Origin of the sequence: Ktedonobacter robiniae, assembly GCF_016587375.1 — a bacterium.
GTDB classification, from domain to species: domain Bacteria; phylum Chloroflexota; class Ktedonobacteria; order Ktedonobacterales; family Ktedonobacteraceae; genus Ktedonobacter; species Ktedonobacter robiniae.
In genome coordinates this window covers 108637-126265 of record NZ_BNJG01000004.1, presented here as the reverse complement: position 1 = coordinate 126265, position 17629 = coordinate 108637, and the positions used below count along the sequence as shown (strand labels likewise).

The window sequence follows — 17629 nt, the reverse complement described above, 5'->3', positions numbered from 1 at the left end:
CAAACAGATAGATGCAAACAACGGGAATCAGGGGTGCCCACCTCTCTCAGCAGCAAGCCCGGCTGTGGTCCTACTGGCCTGAAGCCAGGCAACAGCGCGTGCAAGGGTGGCTCGCGATACAGGGTGCGCTGGATCAGAAGCTCTTCCAGGAAGCCCTGGAAGAGCTAATTGAGCAGCACGAAATCTTACGCACAGTGTTTCAACAATTGCCTGCGATGGATGTGCCAGTTCAGGTTATTGGGCGGCAGCAGTTGGTGGCGCTTCCAGTGATTGATATGCGTAGTGTCGATCCCGCGATCCAGCAAGCACACCTGGCTCACGCCTTCTCTCAGCAGTGGGAGGAGCCGCTAGCCCTGGCGCGTGGACCCCTCCTGCACATCTCTCTCTTCCGCCTGGAGGAGGCGCGGCATGAGGTGCTGATAAGCCTGCCCGTACTCTGCGCGGATACCGCCACGTTATCCTTGCTTGTTCAAGGCTGGCAACTCCGATATGAGGCGCGTCTTCAGGGCCTACCCCTGGAAAAAACCGAAGACGTATTGCAGTATGCCTCTACCGCTGCATGGCTGCAAAAGCTAACGCTCTCCGAGAGCGCGCAGGCCCCCCAGGAATATTGGCGGCAGATCGATGTCTCTACCGTTCACCAGCAGGGGCTACCGCTCCATCCAGGTCGGGTATCCACTATGTCGCCCGGTGATGGCACCCTGGTCGCCGCCCCTGAAATGCTCCCTGTGGCCCTCTCGGCAGCATTGCAGGCGCAACTACTGGCGCTGGCGGATCGCCTGGGAGCCTCTATCGAGAGCGTGCTATTGACCTGCTGGTCATTGGTCCTGTGGCGCTTGATGGAGCAGGAAACGGTTCTGTTGGGAGCGCAAGGCGATGGTCGTGTCTATGAGGAATTAGGTGAAGTGCTGGGTCCCTATAGCCGCCTGATTCCCCTGGCGGTAACGCCTCAAAATGGCTGGACATGGACGCAACTCCTCCAGCGGATACAGGCGAGTTGGCAGGAAGCGTTGAACTGGCAACTCTATTTCAACTGGCCGCAGACGGTGGAGGCTGGTCAGGCCTTCTTTCCGCTCAGCTTTGTCTGGGCTGAGCGGAAAGAAGGCCCAGGCTGGCAGCTACAACAGTGCCGTAGCTGCCAGGAACCCTCATTCCTGCAATTACAGGGATTGAGCACAGAGAGTAGTATAAGCATAGAATTACAGTATGACCGGCAGCAGTTCAGCCTTCAGCAAGTCGAGACCCTGGCCAGCGTTGTACGCAGCATCCTCTCTCAGGTTGTCGCGCAGCCTGAGCGCGTCTTGCGCACTATCGCCCTGTTACCGGAAGCCGAGCAAGAACGGCTGCGCGTACATGGTCAGGGAAGGCGGCAGGAGTGGGAAGAAGCGCGGACGATCCAGCACGCGTTCGAACAACACGTCATGAGTCAGCCTCAGGCGCTGGCCCTACTCGATCAACATGGGCAGTGGAGCTATGAACAGGTAAACCAGCGGGCCAATCAACTGGCAAGGGTGTTACGTCGGCGTGGCGTTGGCGCGAACTGCCTGGTCACGCTATGCCTTGAGCGAAGCGCGCAGATGCTCATTGCCGTGCTGGCCGTGCTGAAAGCGGGTGGGGCCTATGTGCCACTGGACCCACAGCTACCCGCCGCCCGCCTGGCCGCTCAATTAGCCGAACTGGATTGTACGGCGGTGCTGACGCAAGATGCGGTGCGCGCATGCCTCCCTGCCAGTCTGGCCCAGGTGCTCGTCTTAGAAGATATACAGGAGGAATGGGGGCAGGAGGCAACCGATAATCTTCTCTGGCAGGGACATAGCGACGACCTGGCCTATATGATGTCTACCTCTGGCTCAACCGGCAAACCCAAGGTCGTCATGATTACGCAGCGCAACCTGCTTAACTATAGCCTGGCTATCCGTCAGTTGCTCAATCTCGCGCCCGGCAAGCAGTACGCCACGGTTTCGACGCTGGCTGCCGACCTTGGCAATACCGCCATATTCGCGGGTTGGGCGAGTGGTGGCTGCGTGCAGGTGCTGAGTTATGAGACGTTCACCTCGGCCCAGGCGATGAGCCAGTGGGTGGCCTGGCACCCCATTGATGTCTTGAAGATTGTCCCCTCACACCTGACCGCGCTCCTGGAGGGTTCGGATGAGCATGTGCGCTCGCTTCTGCCACGCGAGGCACTGATCCTGGGAGGTGAAGCCTTTCCGCACAGCTTATTGCACCGCTTGCGACAACTGGAGCCGTCCTGCGCCATATATAACCACTATGGCCCGACCGAGAGTACGGTTGGCGTGCTGGCGAATGCCCTGACGCGAGATCTGCCGAGTTATCAGCTAGAAACAAATAGCGTCCCCCTGGGTCGGGCGCTGGCGAATTGTGAATGCTATGTGCTGGATCGCTGGCAGCACGTGTTGCCGCAAGGTGTGATCGGCGAACTCTATGTGGGAGGCGCGGGCCTGGCATTGGGGTATAAAGGGCAGGCGGAACAGACCGCTATCCGTTTCGTCCCTCATCCTTATAGCAAGCGGCAGGGGGCACGGCTCTATCGTACCGGCGACCTGGCGTACTACAACGAGCGAGGCGAATTAGTCTTCGTTGGGCGCGGAGATGGACAGGTCAAGGTGCGTGGCTATCGCATCGAACTGGGTGAGATCGAGGCTGTACTCAGGCGGCATGCCAATATACGCAATTGTATCGCGCTTCTCCGAACGGATGACGCAGGCGAGCGGCGTATTGTGCTCTACTATGTCACGCGCCAGCAACCGGCCCCCACCATACGAGAGTTACGCGAACTCCTTCAGGAACATCTACCCGAATATATGTTGCCGTCAGCCTTTATCGCTCTGAAAGTCATCCCGCTGACACCGAATGGCAAGGTCGACATTCAGCAATTGCTCACCGCGACCGCGCAGAACGTCTTGAGCGACGTGAACGATGAAGCCAGAACGATTGTCGTCCCACGTGACTTTGTTGAATTGCAACTCGCGCGCATCTGGGAGGAATTGCTACAGGTCCATCCAGTCAGCATTACCGATAACTTCTTTGAACTAGGTGGTCATTCAATTCTCGCGCTCCGCCTGGCGTCCCATATATTGACGATATTCAATCAGGATGTGCCCTTTTCCGCCTTATTCCTCTATCCGACCCTGGCCGAACTCGCCGTTGTGCTACGCCAGCAAGAACCGCATGCCAGCCAACCCGCGCTTGTGCCCCTTCAACCGAAGGGGACAAAAACGCCCTTCTTCTGTGTTCACCCCTCTGGGGGAACGGTCGCGAGCTATCTGGGCCTGGCGCAACAGCTTGGCATAGATCAACCCTTTTACGGCTTGCAAACCACGGGTTTGAATGAGCAGGGGAGTGACCTATCCACTATTGAAGAGGTGGCGTCACAGTATGTGGAGGCCATACAAGCCATGCAACCCCATGGGCCTTACTTGCTTGGTGGCTGGTCTATGGGTGGCGTCGTGGCCTTTGAAATAGCCCAACAGCTACACCGGCAAGGCCACGAGATCGCCCTTCTCGCCTTGATTGATAGCCGATTAGCTACGGCTGAAATGCGTGAGCGTGCGCAAGGGGCGGAGGTCGATCTCACAGAGGAAGAACTCGCGCAGAGAATGATCTCGTCATTCAAAGTATCCCCGCCAGATGACGCCTCAGAGATGGCGCAATCAGAACTGATAGAGTACCTGTTTGTCCAGGCGAAAGTAACCAACGTCATACCGGTGGATATCAGCCTGGAACAGGTCCGCCGTGTCTTCGCGCTGGTAAAGAAGCATCACCTCATGGCCCGCCTGTATCTGCCGCAAAGCTATGGCCCGCGCATTGATTACTTCATCGCGGAAGCCTCCCTGAAGCCCCTTCAGCCACTAGAGCAGGGGGAGGATGAGGAGGTCGCGGAGGTCAGAGCGCCACTGGACATTATCAGTCCCTGGCGTGAACTCGCGGAGAGCGGTCTGGAAGTCCATGTAATCCCCGGCGACCACCTGACCATGATCGAAGAGCCAAACGTCGAAGCCTTGGCGCGAGCAATCAAACAACGCATTGAGGGCCAGCGCTACTGATGGAGTTTAAGGAAAGAATCCAGGAATGCGAAAGGCTTCCCCATTCGTTATCTCGCTCTATTTCTGGATTCTTTAATTAAAGTACTTAAGTAGCACCGATCTGGTGCACATTTAGTGCACCAGAAACGATAAATAGTATGCCTATGCTAAAAGGAGGGCGTGGTGGCTTCAATATATCAAAGTGGATTGACAAATTTGCCAATGGGAGAGCTACAGAAGCTGGTGCACCAGGTCGGACAGACACCGATGCAAGCGCTTCACCTCTCGGTGGCAGGCAAGACGCATACCGTTCACCTGAAATTAGAAGGATATAATCCAACGGGATCGATGAAAGACCGAACCGGGTACTCCCTGATCCAGCACCTTGAAGATCGTGGACTCCTTTCCGAGGGATCCACGATTATTGAGTCCACATCGGGAAACCTGGGTGTAGCCCTGGCCTTTCAATGTAAAGCCAGAGGCTATCGCTTTATCGCGGTCATTGATCCGAAGACGACAGAGGAGAACATTGCCAAAATGGAGGCATTGGACGCGTCCATTGAGATGGTGTACGAGCCAGATACCAGTGGTGGTTTTCTTCTTTCGCGCCTTGCCAGGGTACAGGAACTATGCAGTCAGCATCAAAACTATACCTGGACCGATCAGTACTCAAGCTCCGCTAATCCTCATATTCACTACTCATGCACAGGACCAGAAGTTTATCAACAGATGGATGAGCAGGTGGACGCTGTTTTTGTGCCCGTCTCGACTGGAGGAACCCTTTCCGGTATTGGTCGCTTCTTCCGCGAGGTCAGCCCCGCGACGCGGATTATCGGCGTTGATGCCCATGGGTCAGTCATTTTTGGCACACCGCCCGCGCCACGGAAACTCACAGGTATCGGTTCATCCCGGCGCTCCCATTTTATCAGCGCGGATTTGTACGACAGTCACATGCTGGTACATGATGAAGAAGCCTTCGCCTTCTGCCGCGAACTCTATCGAGCGACAGATATTCATGTAGGTGGCTCCAGTGGCGCATCCCTTGCCGCGTGCGTTCGGTATCTCGCCTCGCACCCCGAAGATACACGTGTTGCCTGTGTCTGCGCTGATAGTGGGCGAAACTACGCCTCTTCCATCTACAATGATGCCTGGCTACAGCAGCACAACATAACCCTCACAGCCGAACACCTGGGACCACTTGAGTCTATTGCGAAAGCAAACTAGCGCGAACCACGGTGCTGTCGCGTGGCACACCCATTACTAGTAGTGACACTCGCTACCGTTAAAGGGATTGGCCGTACAAGTTGGCCGGCCTCGTCGCGTAAGGGGTGGCGTGTCTGGACCAACTGGTGCTTCTAGCGCCGATTAACATCAGGAGTAAATATGAACAATAGTAATGATAATATTCTCTATCTCTCACAAAAAGAGGTGAAACTAGCATGTAAAGAGGTTGATAGCGTCGCCGTTATACGCGAGGTATTACATCTCCATGGGATAGGGGAAACTATTTTGCCCGATGAAGCCTACCTATCATGGAAAAACAGTCACGGTGAAGCCGTGCGTAGCCTTAATATGCCCGGCTATGTAGGGGGCTCCCTGAACATTGCGGGCACAAAGATCATTAACGGCAATATTAACAATCCGAAACGCGGCCTACCACGGGCGAGCGGCTTGACCATGCTCTACGATGACCTCTCGGTACGTATTGTGTGCTTAATGGAAGGCGCGCAGATCTCAAGTCTGCGAACCGCCAGCGTGACAGCGCTCGCCGTTGATGTATTGAAGGGGCGCAACATCCACACCCTGGCCGTTATTGGCGCGGGAATACTGGCGAAAGCGCATATTGAGCTTCTCGTGCAAAGGATTCCTGAACTGCGCTCAATTCGCATCTATGATCTGGATGTTGAACGCATCCATGCCCTTGAGAGCGAGCTTGCCCCATTCTTGGGAGAGTATGAGGTCGCGATGCGCCTCTCTTCCTCCGCGGAGGAGGCTATTCGCGATGCTCAACTCATCGTGCCCACCACCACCACCACCACTGGCTATATCCAGTATGAGTGGCTACAGCGCGGCTCGATCCTCGTCAATGTTTCCCTTGATGATGCCCTACCCGAAGTCGTCTTGAAAGCTGACCTGGCGGTTGTTGATGATTGGCACCTGGTCAAGAGCGACCCAAGAAGATTGCTGGGCCGCATGTATCGCCAGGGGCAAATCGTTGGCCCCGACGACGTTATTGAGCACCATACCGGGGAAGCGCCACGTCGTATAGATGCGCAGCTTGGCGAGATCGTCGCCGGGAAGAAAAGCGGTCGGCGCTCCCTCGATGATATTGTGTATGTGAACCCCTTCGGCCTCGCGATTGAAGATGTAGCCATGGCCGCGCACGTCTATCAGTCGGCCTTAAAGCTAGATCTAGGGATCTGGTTATCACGATAGCAAACAAGCGAGGAGTCAACTTATGATACAGGCTACCAGCAAAGGTCCATCTTCTGGCGCAGAGAAAAAGGTGGTGCGTAACCAGAAGGCGGATTGGCATACACTCAAGCGTATCGGCGCGGCATTTAAGCCATACAAGGTTTACCTGGGCATTGAGTTCCTCATTATATTGGCCACGACGGTACTGGGTGTGATAAACCCCTTCATTATTCGCGCAATCCTGGATGAAGCCGTCATTAGCCGTAGTACCAGCAATTTGTTTTTCTACGCCACAATTGGCCTCTCTGCGGCCCTTGTCGGAGGCTTAATTGGTGTTGCCCAATCCTATCTTAATAGCCTGATTGGACAGAACATCATGCGCGACTTTCGTGATAAGCTCTATTCCAAGCTGCAAATGATGCCGTTTCGTTTCTTCACCTCAACGCGAACCGGCGAGATACAGTCCCGTCTCTCAAATGACATTAATGGCGCTCAGCAGGCTGTTACAGATACCTTTACCTCGGCCTTAGCGACCATTCTCAACGTGGTGATTACGCTAATCGCCATGCTCTATATCAACGTTCTGCTGACGGTCATATCCATCGCGCTGTTGCCTCTGTTCTTATGGTTGACGCACCGCGCGGGCAGGGTACGCCGCCGGATTAGCTCTTTGACGCAGCAGACGATGGCTACCCTGCATGCGGTCATGCAGGAAACGCTCTCTGTGAGTGGTGTCCTGCTCATTAAAACCCTGGGGCGACAAGGCCTGGTGCGGGACCGCTTTAAACAGGAGAACAGGAAGCTCACCACACTGAGTATTCAGCAGCAGATGACGGGCCGCTGGAACATGTTCTTCTTTAATATATTTTACACCTTCACGCCCGCGATTATCTACATTGTCGCGAGCTGGCAAATCATTAGCGCGAAGGAGGGGAACGCGGCGATTACGATTGGTGGTATCGTTGCGTTTACTGCCCTGCAAACGAGGCTGTTTAGCTCCTTCAGTCAGATATTCCCCTTGCAGCTTAATATTCAAGGGTCGCTGGCGTTGTTTGATCGCATCTTTGAGTATATGGACATGCCCGTGGAGATTGAGGATGCTCCCGACGCTCTTAGCTTGACCGCGCAGCAGGTGCGCGGCGAGGTAGCTTTCAAAGAGGTCACCTTCTCCTACAAACGTGACGGCGTTGCGCCTCTCCCTGATCTGGCCGCGAAGGAGAATACGAGCAACCGGAAAAATGGAGTGAAGTCCGCCGCCACTGAGCAGGGCAACCCACCCGTGGAGCCCGCCACTCCTATTACCCTTCATTCGCTCTCGTTTCACATCCAACCTGGTCAGCTAGCGGCCCTGGTTGGGCCGAGCGGCGCTGGTAAGACCACCATGACGTATCTTATCCCACGGCTCTATGACGTGGATAGCGGTGCTGTGGAGATTGATGGGCACGACGTAAGGAATATCAAGCTAGAGTCGCTCAGTTCGCTCATTGGCGTGGTCACGCAGGAGACGTTTCTCTTTCACTCCTCCATCCGCGAGAACTTATTGTATGCTCGTCCAGAAGCCACCGAAGAGGAGATGATCGCGGCTACCATGGCGGCTGCCATTCACGAGCGCATTATGGAGTTCGATGAGGGGTACGATACTATCGTTGGTGAACGCGGCTATCGGCTCTCAGGAGGAGAGAAGCAGCGTCTCGCCATCGCCCGCGTTATCCTCAAGAATCCACGTATTCTTATATTGGATGAGGCGACGAGTTCGCTCGATACCCATTCCGAGCGGCTGATTCAGGCCGCGCTTGAACCATTGATGAAGGAACGTACTACCATTGCGATTGCGCATCGTCTCTCAACCATCCTCTCGGCTGATGTGATTCTGGTTGTAGATAAGGGCAATATTGTGGAGCAAGGTACTCATCAAGAGCTATTGGAGCGCAATGGCTTGTATGCCAGGCTGTACAATCAGCAGTTCATGCAACAAGTCATTGATGATCCTCTTGCTGTTCATTCGTCTTGATGCGACTGTTGAATTAGCTATTGCTCTAATTGCTCTGCGCGAACCCATGGCGAGAAAGGAAGGTAACGTGTAATGGGCAAAGTTCGCTCGGAAACTATTATGCATTGGGATGGCTCTATGTCTACGCGTGAGCCATCTCCCATGCTGCCTCGTATTCCAGATAACGATGATCTTATCCTGTACGACTATGAGTATAATGCGTCACTGATTCCGCCCGTATCTGCTGCTCACAAGGGGATGTGGCGTTATAGCGCTTTGCTCCCCCTGGATGACCAGGAGGTTCGGTATCCGCTCTTTGTTGGCAATACTCCGCTCATCGCTCCCGATCCGCTGCGCCAACTGACACAATTGCCACGGCTCTGGCTCAAAGATGAAACGAGAACGCCTACCGGCTCAAATAAGGATCGGGCGACCGCGCTGGTGCTCGAATATGCCTTACGGAATAAGATTGGCGTGGTATCCTGTGCTTCGACCGGAAACGTAGCGGTCTCGCTCGCTGTGGGAGCTGCCGCGAGTGGAATAAAGGCCGTCAATTTTGTTCCGGCTCATGTTTCGGAGAGCAAGCTACGTATTATGCAACTTGCGGGGGCGACGGTCTTCAAAGTTGAGGGAGGGTATGAGTGCGCGTTTGCCTTCTCTCGTAAGGCTGCGCGTCTCCTGGGTTGGGGAGATCGCAATACAGGCGTCAATCCGTTGACGCTGGAAGCCAAGAAAACGGTTGCCCTGGAGATCTGGGAGCAGCTTGGTTGGCGGGTTCCCGATGTGCTGGTTGTTCCTGTAGGGGACGGGATAACCATGAGCGCTATGGTAAAGGGATTCCGCGAGTTGAAGGCATGCGGTGTGACTGAGCGTCTTCCTCGGATTATTGGCGTCCAGGCCGAGTACTGTCAGCCCTTAAAGGAAGCATGGGAGCGCGGCGAGGTCGCTCTACAACGGCGGTACCAGTCGTCTGCCAGGACGATTGCAGATGGCATCGCTGTAGACGCGCCTATCGGGGCAGCCCTCGCTTTACATGATATCCAGGAGAGCAAAGGCGCGTTCGTTGCTGTTTCGGATGATGATACCCTGCACGCGATTTCCATCCTTGCCAGGTACGCGGGTGTGCTTGCGGAACCGGCGGCGGCATCTACATTTGCCTGCCTGAAACCCGCCCTTGCCAGCGGGCTTATTACGCCAGATGACGAGGTTGTCCTCTACATTACAGGGAGCGGATTGAAGCAGCCACAATATCTGGCGCCTGAACGACCTTCATCGCACCTTGTCCATGACTTCGCGGAGGTGGAGCGCATTCTTTCCTCCTTCTAAAATTCATCATTACTTTCTGACGATGCCTTCGCGCCAGGCAAAGATCGCGGCCTGTGTTCGGTCAGTGAGGTGGAGTTTGCTCAGGATGCTGTTGACGTGGCTCTTCACGGTTCCCTCGCTGATAACCAGGCGTTCGGCGATTGCCGCGTTATTGAATCCATTGGCAATCAAGTGCAGCACTTCCATCTCGCGCTCACTGAGTTCGCTAAATGGGTTGATCTCTGTCTGACGTTTTCCTTGCAATTCCTGTACTACGCGTGAAGCGATACGTGGATGGAGAATAGCTTCGCCACGAGCGGCTTTATGGATCGCGTTAACAATCTCTTCCCCAGCGGATTCTTTGAGTAGGTATGAAAGCGCGCCAGCGCGGATGGCAGGGAAGATATACTCATCCTGTACATACGAGGTGAGAACCACAACATGTGTTTGGGGGCTGACCAGCTTCACGCGGCGCGTCGTCTCCACACCATCTAATCCTGGCATGGCAAGATCGAGGAGAAGAACGTCTGGTGCCAGGTCTCTGACCAATTGAATAGCCTCCTCGCCCGAACCTGCCTCCCCCACCACCTCAATATCGGGCTGTGTTGCTAAGAAAGCCTGCACCCCCTGGCGAACTACGATATGATCATCCACAATACATACCCGAATTACCTCTTTCATGCTATTTTTCTCTTTCTTATTCTGCTGCTGTTGCTGTTGCTGTCGCTGGTATTGGAACATACGCTTTGATAGACGTTCCGTTAGCTGTACTCTCAAGGGAGAATATACCATGGATGTCTTCAATGCGTTCATACATGCTTCGTAGTCCTATGCTGTGTTTCTGCTGACGAGCAACGGAGAGGTCGAAGCCGTGTCCATCGTCTTTTATGGTAAGGGTGATCGCGTGTGCTTGGCCTAGCAGCTCAAGGTTCACGGTACGTGCTCCGCTATGCCGGGCGATATTGGAAAGAGCCTCCTGCGTGACGCGAAAGAGTGCCTGCTCAATTTCGACCGGGAGAGGATGTTCCTGCTCAATACGCACATAGATAGCGATGGCCGTGCGGCGTGACCAATCATGACTCATCTCCTCAATAGCAAGAGCAAGGTTCTTATTTGCCAGCCCCGCTGGACGTAGCTCTTCAATCAGCGTGGCTAACTCTTGTTGGGCTAGCAGGGCCAGCTTTTCAGCCTCAACGAGGTGACGATAAGGGGTATTCGCGTCTTTCGGAAAGAGTACCCGTACCGCTGATAGCTGCATCTGGACCGCGAACAGGTGCTGCTTGACCGCGTCATGTAAGTCCCGTTTTAAACGTGTGCGCTCCTCCATGATAGCCAGTTTTCGCCGGGTTAGAAGTAGCATCTGAAGTTGTTCCGCCATATTATTGAGGTCTTTGCTTAATTGCCCTACCTCATCGTGAGCGTGATCATGGATGGTCATCTGAAATTCTCCCCGGCTCCACTCTTTTGTTGCCTGAGCGATACGACGCAAGCGACGGGTAAGATTATGCGAGATAAGCATGCCGGCGCTTGTGCCCAGGGCGGTAGATAAGAAGATGAAGTAAAAGCCCGTGGGCTGCCAGTAATTCCATAATGTAGAAATGACCTGTTGTAGTTGTATGGTACGTGTGCTTTGCGTGACGACGGGGCCATTGATCACGACGAGGAGTGTGACTGCTGTTTGCTTGCCGTGGCTCTGTATGGAGACGGCAATAAGAGACTCGCCAGTTGGAAGGCTATGAATGACCTGAGTTGAAGAACGATTGAGGCTGGTTATTTCGCGTATTGTGCGCTGCGTTGTTTCGTAAGATTGCAGCGTGGTGAGCTTCTGCTGCGTTTGTTGCGCGCACTTTTGCGTGCCCAGAGAAAGCAATTGGGAGCTTGCGCAAGATGTTGAAGTGAGAGGCTGTCCAGCTTGATTGAGAATAGCAACGAAAGTAAGCCGAGGATCATCATGGCTTATCTCATCAAAAAGCGGGACGGCAAGCGCGTAGCGGAGGGCTTGCGCATCCGATGTGGTTGATATATTGTCCATATAGGGAGCTATTCGTGTAGCTCCCTGTTTCTCTACTGTTTGCAATGGCGACACGTTGGCTTGCTGAAGATCCCTCAATAATGGAATGAGGGTGATCGCGCACTCAATTGCCAGGGCAGCGATGAGGGTGACCATCAAGTACGACATGGTGAGTCGCCAAAAGAGGCCACCAAAGCGCCAACGTATTGCCTGCATGCGTGTCTAGCTCCTTATGGTGAATATACAGTGTTGTATTATTGTTCCATTATATGTTTGTTACGCGTATGTTGCCAGTGAGAACTGGCGCTATTTGTTATCGACGAACCACGTGCTAATGTCGCCATTTAAGGCTTTCTCGCTTCGCGCCTGCCAGTATTTAAAGTCATTATCCGCCTGTTGCTGTGTCCATTTCGCCATGGTTACCATTTGCTTGCCTGCTGTTTGCATGGCGTCAAGCTGGATTTTGGTGAATTGTTCCTGTGATATTCCCTGGTGGTTTGCGACTCCAAACAGGCCATCAGGATCTGTTTTAATCTTGTCCGCCGTCTGAGATACGCTGAGCCGCAGGGCTTTCGCGACCTGCTCTTTGACCGTTTTGTAGTACTCAGCCGGAAGCGCGGTTGGAGGATTGGGTATGGTATATTGGGCCGATGGCCTGGATGAGTTATCGAATGAACAGGCAGTAAAGGCTATGCTGGTGAGAACCATGACGAGGCTAAGAAGTGGCCAGAAGCCCTTTGACTGTCGTACAGACGTTTTCATGATATTAAATCCTTTCTTCTTCTAGAGGGATAGGTATATGGTTATTCGTAGCGCATCAAGTCAGCAATGCGTAAGCGGGCCGCGTTTTGCGCCGGCGTAATACTAGCGAGTGTCGCGATTCCTAGCAGCGCCAGGAGCATCACTACGAAGGCGAGAGGGTCTATGACGAAATCAATTGGCATCACAAACTGGCTGAAGAGGCGTAGGAAGGCATACGCCAGGGGGAGTCCCAGAATGGCACCAAGCAACCAGGCGATAAGACCTAGCGATTGCCCCTGGACCCAGAAGACCTGTGCCACACGCCAGGAGCTCGCCCCCATTGCGCGTAACATGCCAATTTCACGGCGACGTTCGAGGACTGAGGCCGTTAGTTCATTAGCCAGCCCGATAATAGCGGCGATACCGATAATGATCGCGACGCTATAGAGTAATATGTAGGAGACAAACCAGCTACGCTGGTGACGAAGCACCTCGTCCTGTACCATATAGGTATTGACAATGCCTCCACCACGCTCCACTGAACCACTCATGGTTGCATCGAGGGCAATTTTGCCTATTTGTTGTACGATTGTTTGCGTGGTCGCCGCCGAGTGGTCTTTCGCTTGCAGCAGGACACGTGTCGCGGCATCTTGTACGGCATTCTCAGGTATACCCTGAAACTGATAGAGGGTATTCACGGGGACGACGGCGGCTCCCATTTGACCCAGGCCATTGACATTCTCATCAATAATGCCGATGACGCGCCAGGTTGTGGGCTGGTTGTTGGTATTGTTGACTTCGAGGTTATTGCCTATTTGCAGCCCTGTCTTTTCCGCGAAATGGCTACTAATGAGCACGACATTGGTGTCACCTGGTTGGAACCAGTGCCCACTGACCATGTGGTAATGGTAGATTTTGGTTTGAGGCTCGATACCCCAGAGAGCCAGGCGTCCCCACTGCGTATTTGCCCCACCCTGTCCATACCGCTCAATGACGTTGATCCCCTTGATGGTACTCAGGTCCATCTTAATTTGACTCAACTTCATTTGCGGGCCGAGGTCAACCTCTACATCGGCCCCAAAGTTTGTAAAGACCGAGCTTACTGTAGAATTCACCGAGGCAGTGAGGGTTTGTACGATTAAGAAGCTTGTGCCTGCAATACTAAGCATGAAAATGGTTAAGACAGCTCGCCATTTCTTGCGGAAGAAACTGCGCAGCCCCAGCCATACAGTCTGCGAAACCCAGGTGAGTCGCTGGGCGAAGCGAGTGAGCGCCGTATTTCTTCTTCCCGTACTGATACCATAGGCGGAAAGGGCTTCGCGAATGGTGATGCGCGTGCCATTCCACAATGGGAGGAGAGCCGCGAGTAGGGGGACACCAAAGCCAACGAGCAAGCCGAGAAGAATCAGATTTAGTGGCAGGGTAAATGGTCCCAAGGCCAGCGGAATGGTTGGAGCCAGCGTTGAGGCCACTATATATCCGCCCGCAATACCCAGTATCAGGCCAGGGATAGTCGCAAGCGAGCTACAAATGAGCACAAAGATCAGGTAACTGCGCATGATCTGCCACTGCGTGCCTCCTAGCGTTTTCATGGTGCCAATGATAGCCGTTTGCTCTGTAATCAGGGTCGTGACCGTATTGAAAATGAGGATGGCGCTCATGAGTACCGCCATAAAGACCAGCACTATGAGTAGCACAAAGATACCACTGATTTGTTGCAGGGGGACAATACCTGGACCAGGAAAGGCCGTCACGAAGATCTGTATGTGTTTGTCTTTTAGCACTTTCTGTAGCGCTTTAGCGGTTGCGTCAACCTGGCCGATGTGATTCACTTTATAGTGGATCATGAATTGGCGCGCTGGATGATTCGGTTCGTTGGTGTTGGTAAGCACATCCAATTGACGGACGCCCTCGTCACTCATATAGGCCTGCGCTTTGCCCGAGGTCGCGGGATCGACACCAGCGGTCCGGGCCATACCCACGACGCGTAGTGGTACCTGCCCATGTGTTGTGTCAAGCTTGACCGTATCGCCAATTTTGACATCCGCCAGGGCAATATCGCCGTATTCCATTACGATTTCGCCTGCTTGAGGATAGCGACCGCTGACAATTTCGAATGGAGCGAGCGAGGGAGCCTGTAAATTTGGATAGCTAACGATTTTAATCGTCGTATATCCTGGTGCCTTATTAATGCGCCATAGGGTTGAAACGCGTGTCTCGGTTTGTACCGCTTTTACATTCGGTACATCCTTCAAGGCGGGCACGAGTGTGGAATCTAATTTGTCCACAATCATCGTGATATCGGGCTGTGTATCATGGCTTTCTATGGTGTAGGAAAATGCCGAGAAGAGCGTATCCTGCGTGAAATTGATGCCCGTCAGGCCGAACACGCCAATGAGAATGCCTATGATAACGAGCAGCGTGCGGCCTTTCCTCATTTTCATGTCAGCTATGATCTTCTTCATGCCTGCGCTCATGAATGCACCTCTTCCTGTTTGGCCGTAACGATGGCCTGGGTTCCGTGCGCGCTGACAATACGACCATCGAGCAGATTAATGCGAGCATCGGCGTATGAGGCGAGTTGGGAATCGTGGGTGACATAGATCACAGTCTTTCCCTGCTCGGTGAGTCCGGCCAGGATATTGAAGACGGAGTATGCCGTTTTAGAGTCCAGATTACCGGTTGGCTCATCAGCAATGAGCACGGGCGGATTGTTGGCTAACGCACGGGCGATGGCCACGCGTTGCTGCTGGCCGCCAGAGAGTTCACTGGGTAAGCGATGGGCAAATGAGCCGAGATCCACTATCTCCAGGCAGTCCTGTGCGCGCTTACGCCAGGCATTACGAGGTAGCCCGCCACCTCCACCCAATTCCAGAGCGAGTAGGACATTCTCAAAGGCAGTAAGTGTTGAGATGAGTTGGAAGAATTGGAAGATGATACCCACGTTGCGGCCACGCCAGCGGGCCAGGGCATTTTCACCCTGGGCTTTTAATTCCTGTCCGGCAAAGACCACGCGCCCTTCGGTTGGTTTATCAATACCAGTGAGCATATTCAGCAGGGTAGACTTGCCGCTTCCCGATGGGCCATTAATGGTTAAGAGTTTTTGGGCTGGCACTGCGAACGTAACATCATGAAGAAGGGTCGTCTTTTGTGTGCGATTGGTGATAATGCGCGTAAGGTGTTCAACCTGTATTAACGGTGAAGCAGGTAACTGATAATTGGTAGGGTCATTATCGACAATGGACATGAGCTTGATCCTTTCTAAGGATAATAAAGCCGTGTAAAGGATACGTTTCGCTATCGTGTGTTTTGCTTGATTTATTGTTTTTGTGTTGTCTTCGGAGAGTATAACCGAGGGCGTGATCAAACGGGCCTATCTCAGGTTGGATTATGCCTCTATCTCAGGTTAGATTATTTCGTGATGGCGTCGAGGATGACCGGTGGCTGCGCGTGGCGCGCCCTGTTGCCGGTAGCGACAATCGCTACTGGCAACAGGGATGACCGTACGAGTTGGCTGGCGCGCCCTGATGAAAGGCTAGGTAATCGTGTCGAAGCCGTCCAATGCAGAATAGGGTACGCCAAGCCACCTTCTGGGGATTATTCCCTCATCTCAGATTTACTTCAAGGGAGGAAGAGGAAATACCTCATTAACGTATTGTGCTGTTGTAAATCCTTTGTTTATACTATTATCGTGTTAGCATGAAAGAAGTAGCAAATGTATTGTTTTTAGCCGCTTCTGGAATCCTGTCACCTGCTATGGCACTATTCAACGTTGCTGTGTGCAATGATGGATATGTGTTATGCCCGTTCGTAGCGAAGGCTCCGGGATAACAGTTTAATTGGGACGTTGCCAACATTTCTCCAGGTTGGAATGGCGGAGCTTGCGCCTCATGGTTTCTATCTATATGTACTCCACTTTCTGTCTAAGACACTTTCCTCAAAACTTTCTAGACGAATGCATGCAGCTTTCGTCTGTTTTGCATTGGGTTGTGCGCAAAACAATGCGCCATTACGTTTAGTGATTTGTTATGCAAGGAGGATTTGCTATGCCGAGAGATGAAGAAGAGGATAAAACTATTTATAAAGTAGTTGTGAATCACGAGGAGCAGTATTCTATCTGGCCTGCCGACCGTGACAATCCTCTTGGTTGGAATGATGCCGGTAAATCGGGTCTTAAGGCTGAATGTCTGGAGTTTATCAAAGAAGTCTGGACGGATATGAGGCCTTTAAGCCTGCGTAAACGCATGGCGGAGTTAGAGGCATAGGTAGAAGCGTCAACAGAATACGTCAAGTGTTTTTACATTAGAGAGAGGACAAGCATATGATCAGGAAATATTGTAAAGCATATCACCTGAAGGACCTTCGGCAATATACAGACTGGGCTGAAAAGAAAGAAGAGAACGAGCCGGACCTCACGGATGAGGATGTCGTATACCTATGGGATGATTTTACGGTTGTCCGTAGCCCTGTTATCCCTAATAAGGGGCTTATCTTTGATAATGTAACGCCAGAGTGGCAGGATTTCTGTCACGGAACGCTCAAATTTGAGATCCCTGAGGACCTGCGTTATGCCTATGAGCAGAACTCGGAGGAGCAGGTTGTCGAGGCGAGTGAAGCCACTGTATAGCTCAGGTAAACTTGCTCTACAGTACGTTCAGTATGAAGGAGTGAAACAATGGACGATCTCGTACAACGTCTCGCGCAGGGGGATCATCCTGTCATAGTTGGTGGCCCGAAACCATCCCTGGAAGAATTCAAGAAGCGCGTGGAGGACATGGGTTATGTCTTCATTAAATTTACGGATACGCGTGGCGGTACCGACCTCGGTGTAAGAGTCGATAAAAGCGCTACGGATCTTAGTCGCGCCAACTTCGAGCAGCAGACAGGTGTCGCTCATGTTGAGGGTCACTGACGCTTAACTATGTTAAAGTTCGTTGTGTTGCCGACATCGACCTGAAGACATTAGATGGAACCGGACATCTCGTCGCATTGGAAGAGGTTCACCCCTAAGGTGATACGTAGGAAGGTTGAACCTGTTCCCTGATTAAGTGACATAAACGAGGCAGAAAAAGCAAGCCGACCGAATCCCCAGGCTGTGAGAGGGTGGTCGGCTTCTCTTCTGTC

13 protein-coding genes are annotated in these 17629 nt (G+C 53.1%); 8 read left to right on the top strand and 5 right to left on the bottom strand.

Features of this window, described 5'->3' with window-relative positions:
* Positions 1–11 precede the first annotated feature (11 nt).
* The 5 genes from JMJ04_RS41575 to JMJ04_RS41555 all read left to right on the top strand — a co-directional run bounded on the left by JMJ04_RS41575 (position 12) and on the right by JMJ04_RS41555 (position 9774).
* Positions 12–4064 (top strand): non-ribosomal peptide synthetase, encoded by a 4053-nt coding sequence (locus JMJ04_RS41575; protein WP_201376285.1) that lies wholly within the window; start codon positions 12–14, stop codon positions 4062–4064.
* 162 nt (positions 4065–4226) lie between these two features.
* A complete protein-coding gene (locus JMJ04_RS41570) occupies positions 4227–5267 on the top strand; it encodes a pyridoxal-phosphate dependent enzyme (RefSeq protein WP_201376284.1) in 1041 nt (346 codons plus the stop codon).
* A gap of 159 nt (positions 5268–5426) precedes the next feature.
* Complete coding sequence (locus tag JMJ04_RS41565) at positions 5427–6479, top strand: ornithine cyclodeaminase family protein (RefSeq protein ID WP_201376283.1); 1053 nt, start codon at positions 5427–5429, stop codon at positions 6477–6479.
* Positions 6480–6501: 22 nt separating this feature from the next.
* Entirely contained in the window at positions 6502–8469 is a 1968-nt protein-coding gene (locus JMJ04_RS41560; RefSeq protein WP_201376282.1) for an ABC transporter ATP-binding protein, read from the top strand.
* A gap of 72 nt (positions 8470–8541) precedes the next feature.
* On the top strand, positions 8542–9774 hold the full coding sequence (locus tag JMJ04_RS41555; RefSeq protein WP_201376281.1) for a threonine synthase: 1233 nt from the start codon (positions 8542–8544) through the stop codon (positions 9772–9774).
* 9 nt (positions 9775–9783) lie between these two features.
* On the opposite strand, the gene JMJ04_RS41550 is transcribed toward JMJ04_RS41555, so the two are convergent.
* From JMJ04_RS41550 to JMJ04_RS41530, 5 genes are all read right to left on the bottom strand, one after another.
* The gene (locus JMJ04_RS41550; RefSeq protein ID WP_201376280.1) at positions 9784–10434 is read right to left on the bottom strand and encodes a response regulator; all 651 of its coding nucleotides are present in this window, start codon (positions 10432–10434) and stop codon (positions 9784–9786) included.
* Positions 10435–10450: 16 nt separating this feature from the next.
* Positions 10451–11980, bottom strand: a complete 1530-nt coding sequence (locus JMJ04_RS41545; protein WP_201376279.1) for a HAMP domain-containing sensor histidine kinase — start codon at positions 11978–11980, stop codon at positions 10451–10453.
* A gap of 90 nt (positions 11981–12070) precedes the next feature.
* Positions 12071–12526 carry a hypothetical protein gene (locus JMJ04_RS41540; protein ID WP_201376278.1) on the bottom strand — a complete coding sequence of 152 codons (456 nt, stop codon included), beginning with the start codon at positions 12524–12526 and terminating at the stop codon, positions 12071–12073.
* 41 nt (positions 12527–12567) lie between these two features.
* Positions 12568–14949: an ABC transporter permease gene (locus tag JMJ04_RS41535; RefSeq protein WP_201376277.1), complete on the bottom strand. Its 2382-nt coding sequence runs from the start codon at positions 14947–14949 to the stop codon at positions 12568–12570.
* A gap of 29 nt (positions 14950–14978) precedes the next feature.
* Positions 14979–15752 (bottom strand): ABC transporter ATP-binding protein, encoded by a 774-nt coding sequence (locus JMJ04_RS41530; protein WP_201376276.1) that lies wholly within the window; start codon positions 15750–15752, stop codon positions 14979–14981.
* A 799-nt stretch (positions 15753–16551) separates the two neighbouring features.
* Here JMJ04_RS41530 and JMJ04_RS41525 point away from each other — a divergent pair.
* The 3 genes from JMJ04_RS41525 to JMJ04_RS41515 are packed head-to-tail and all read left to right on the top strand — an operon-like array spanning position 16552 to position 17417.
* Entirely contained in the window at positions 16552–16770 is a 219-nt protein-coding gene (locus tag JMJ04_RS41525) for an MbtH family protein (RefSeq protein ID WP_201376275.1), read from the top strand.
* Positions 16771–16826: 56 nt separating this feature from the next.
* Positions 16827–17132 carry a hypothetical protein gene (locus JMJ04_RS41520; RefSeq protein WP_201376274.1) on the top strand — a complete coding sequence of 102 codons (306 nt, stop codon included), beginning with the start codon at positions 16827–16829 and terminating at the stop codon, positions 17130–17132.
* A 48-nt stretch (positions 17133–17180) separates the two neighbouring features.
* A complete protein-coding gene (locus JMJ04_RS41515; protein ID WP_201376273.1) occupies positions 17181–17417 on the top strand; it encodes a hypothetical protein in 237 nt (78 codons plus the stop codon).
* The last annotated feature ends 212 nt before the right edge of the window (positions 17418–17629 follow it).

What these genes read in the sequence shown, in the direction of transcription:
- JMJ04_RS41575 (WP_201376285.1), top strand. Translation starts at nt 12, where the DNA reads ATGCAAACAACGGGAATCAGGGGTGCCCACCTCTCTCAGCAGCAAGCC.
- JMJ04_RS41565 (WP_201376283.1), top strand. Translation starts at nt 5,427, where the DNA reads ATGAACAATAGTAATGATAATATTCTCTATCTCTCACAAAAAGAGGTG.
- JMJ04_RS41560 (WP_201376282.1), top strand. Translation starts at nt 6,502, where the DNA reads ATGATACAGGCTACCAGCAAAGGTCCATCTTCTGGCGCAGAGAAAAAG.
- JMJ04_RS41555 (WP_201376281.1), top strand. Translation starts at nt 8,542, where the DNA reads ATGGGCAAAGTTCGCTCGGAAACTATTATGCATTGGGATGGCTCTATG.
- JMJ04_RS41550 (WP_201376280.1), bottom strand. Translation starts at nt 10,434, where the DNA reads ATGAAAGAGGTAATTCGGGTATGTATTGTGGATGATCATATCGTAGTT.
- JMJ04_RS41545 (WP_201376279.1), bottom strand. Translation starts at nt 11,980, where the DNA reads ATGCAGGCAATACGTTGGCGCTTTGGTGGCCTCTTTTGGCGACTCACC.
- JMJ04_RS41540 (WP_201376278.1), bottom strand. Translation starts at nt 12,526, where the DNA reads ATGAAAACGTCTGTACGACAGTCAAAGGGCTTCTGGCCACTTCTTAGC.
- JMJ04_RS41535 (WP_201376277.1), bottom strand. Translation starts at nt 14,949, where the DNA reads ATGAAAATGAGGAAAGGCCGCACGCTGCTCGTTATCATAGGCATTCTC.
- JMJ04_RS41530 (WP_201376276.1), bottom strand. Translation starts at nt 15,752, where the DNA reads ATGTCCATTGTCGATAATGACCCTACCAATTATCAGTTACCTGCTTCA.
- JMJ04_RS41525 (WP_201376275.1), top strand. Translation starts at nt 16,552, where the DNA reads ATGCCGAGAGATGAAGAAGAGGATAAAACTATTTATAAAGTAGTTGTG.
- JMJ04_RS41520 (WP_201376274.1), top strand. Translation starts at nt 16,827, where the DNA reads ATGATCAGGAAATATTGTAAAGCATATCACCTGAAGGACCTTCGGCAA.
- JMJ04_RS41515 (WP_201376273.1), top strand. Translation starts at nt 17,181, where the DNA reads ATGGACGATCTCGTACAACGTCTCGCGCAGGGGGATCATCCTGTCATA.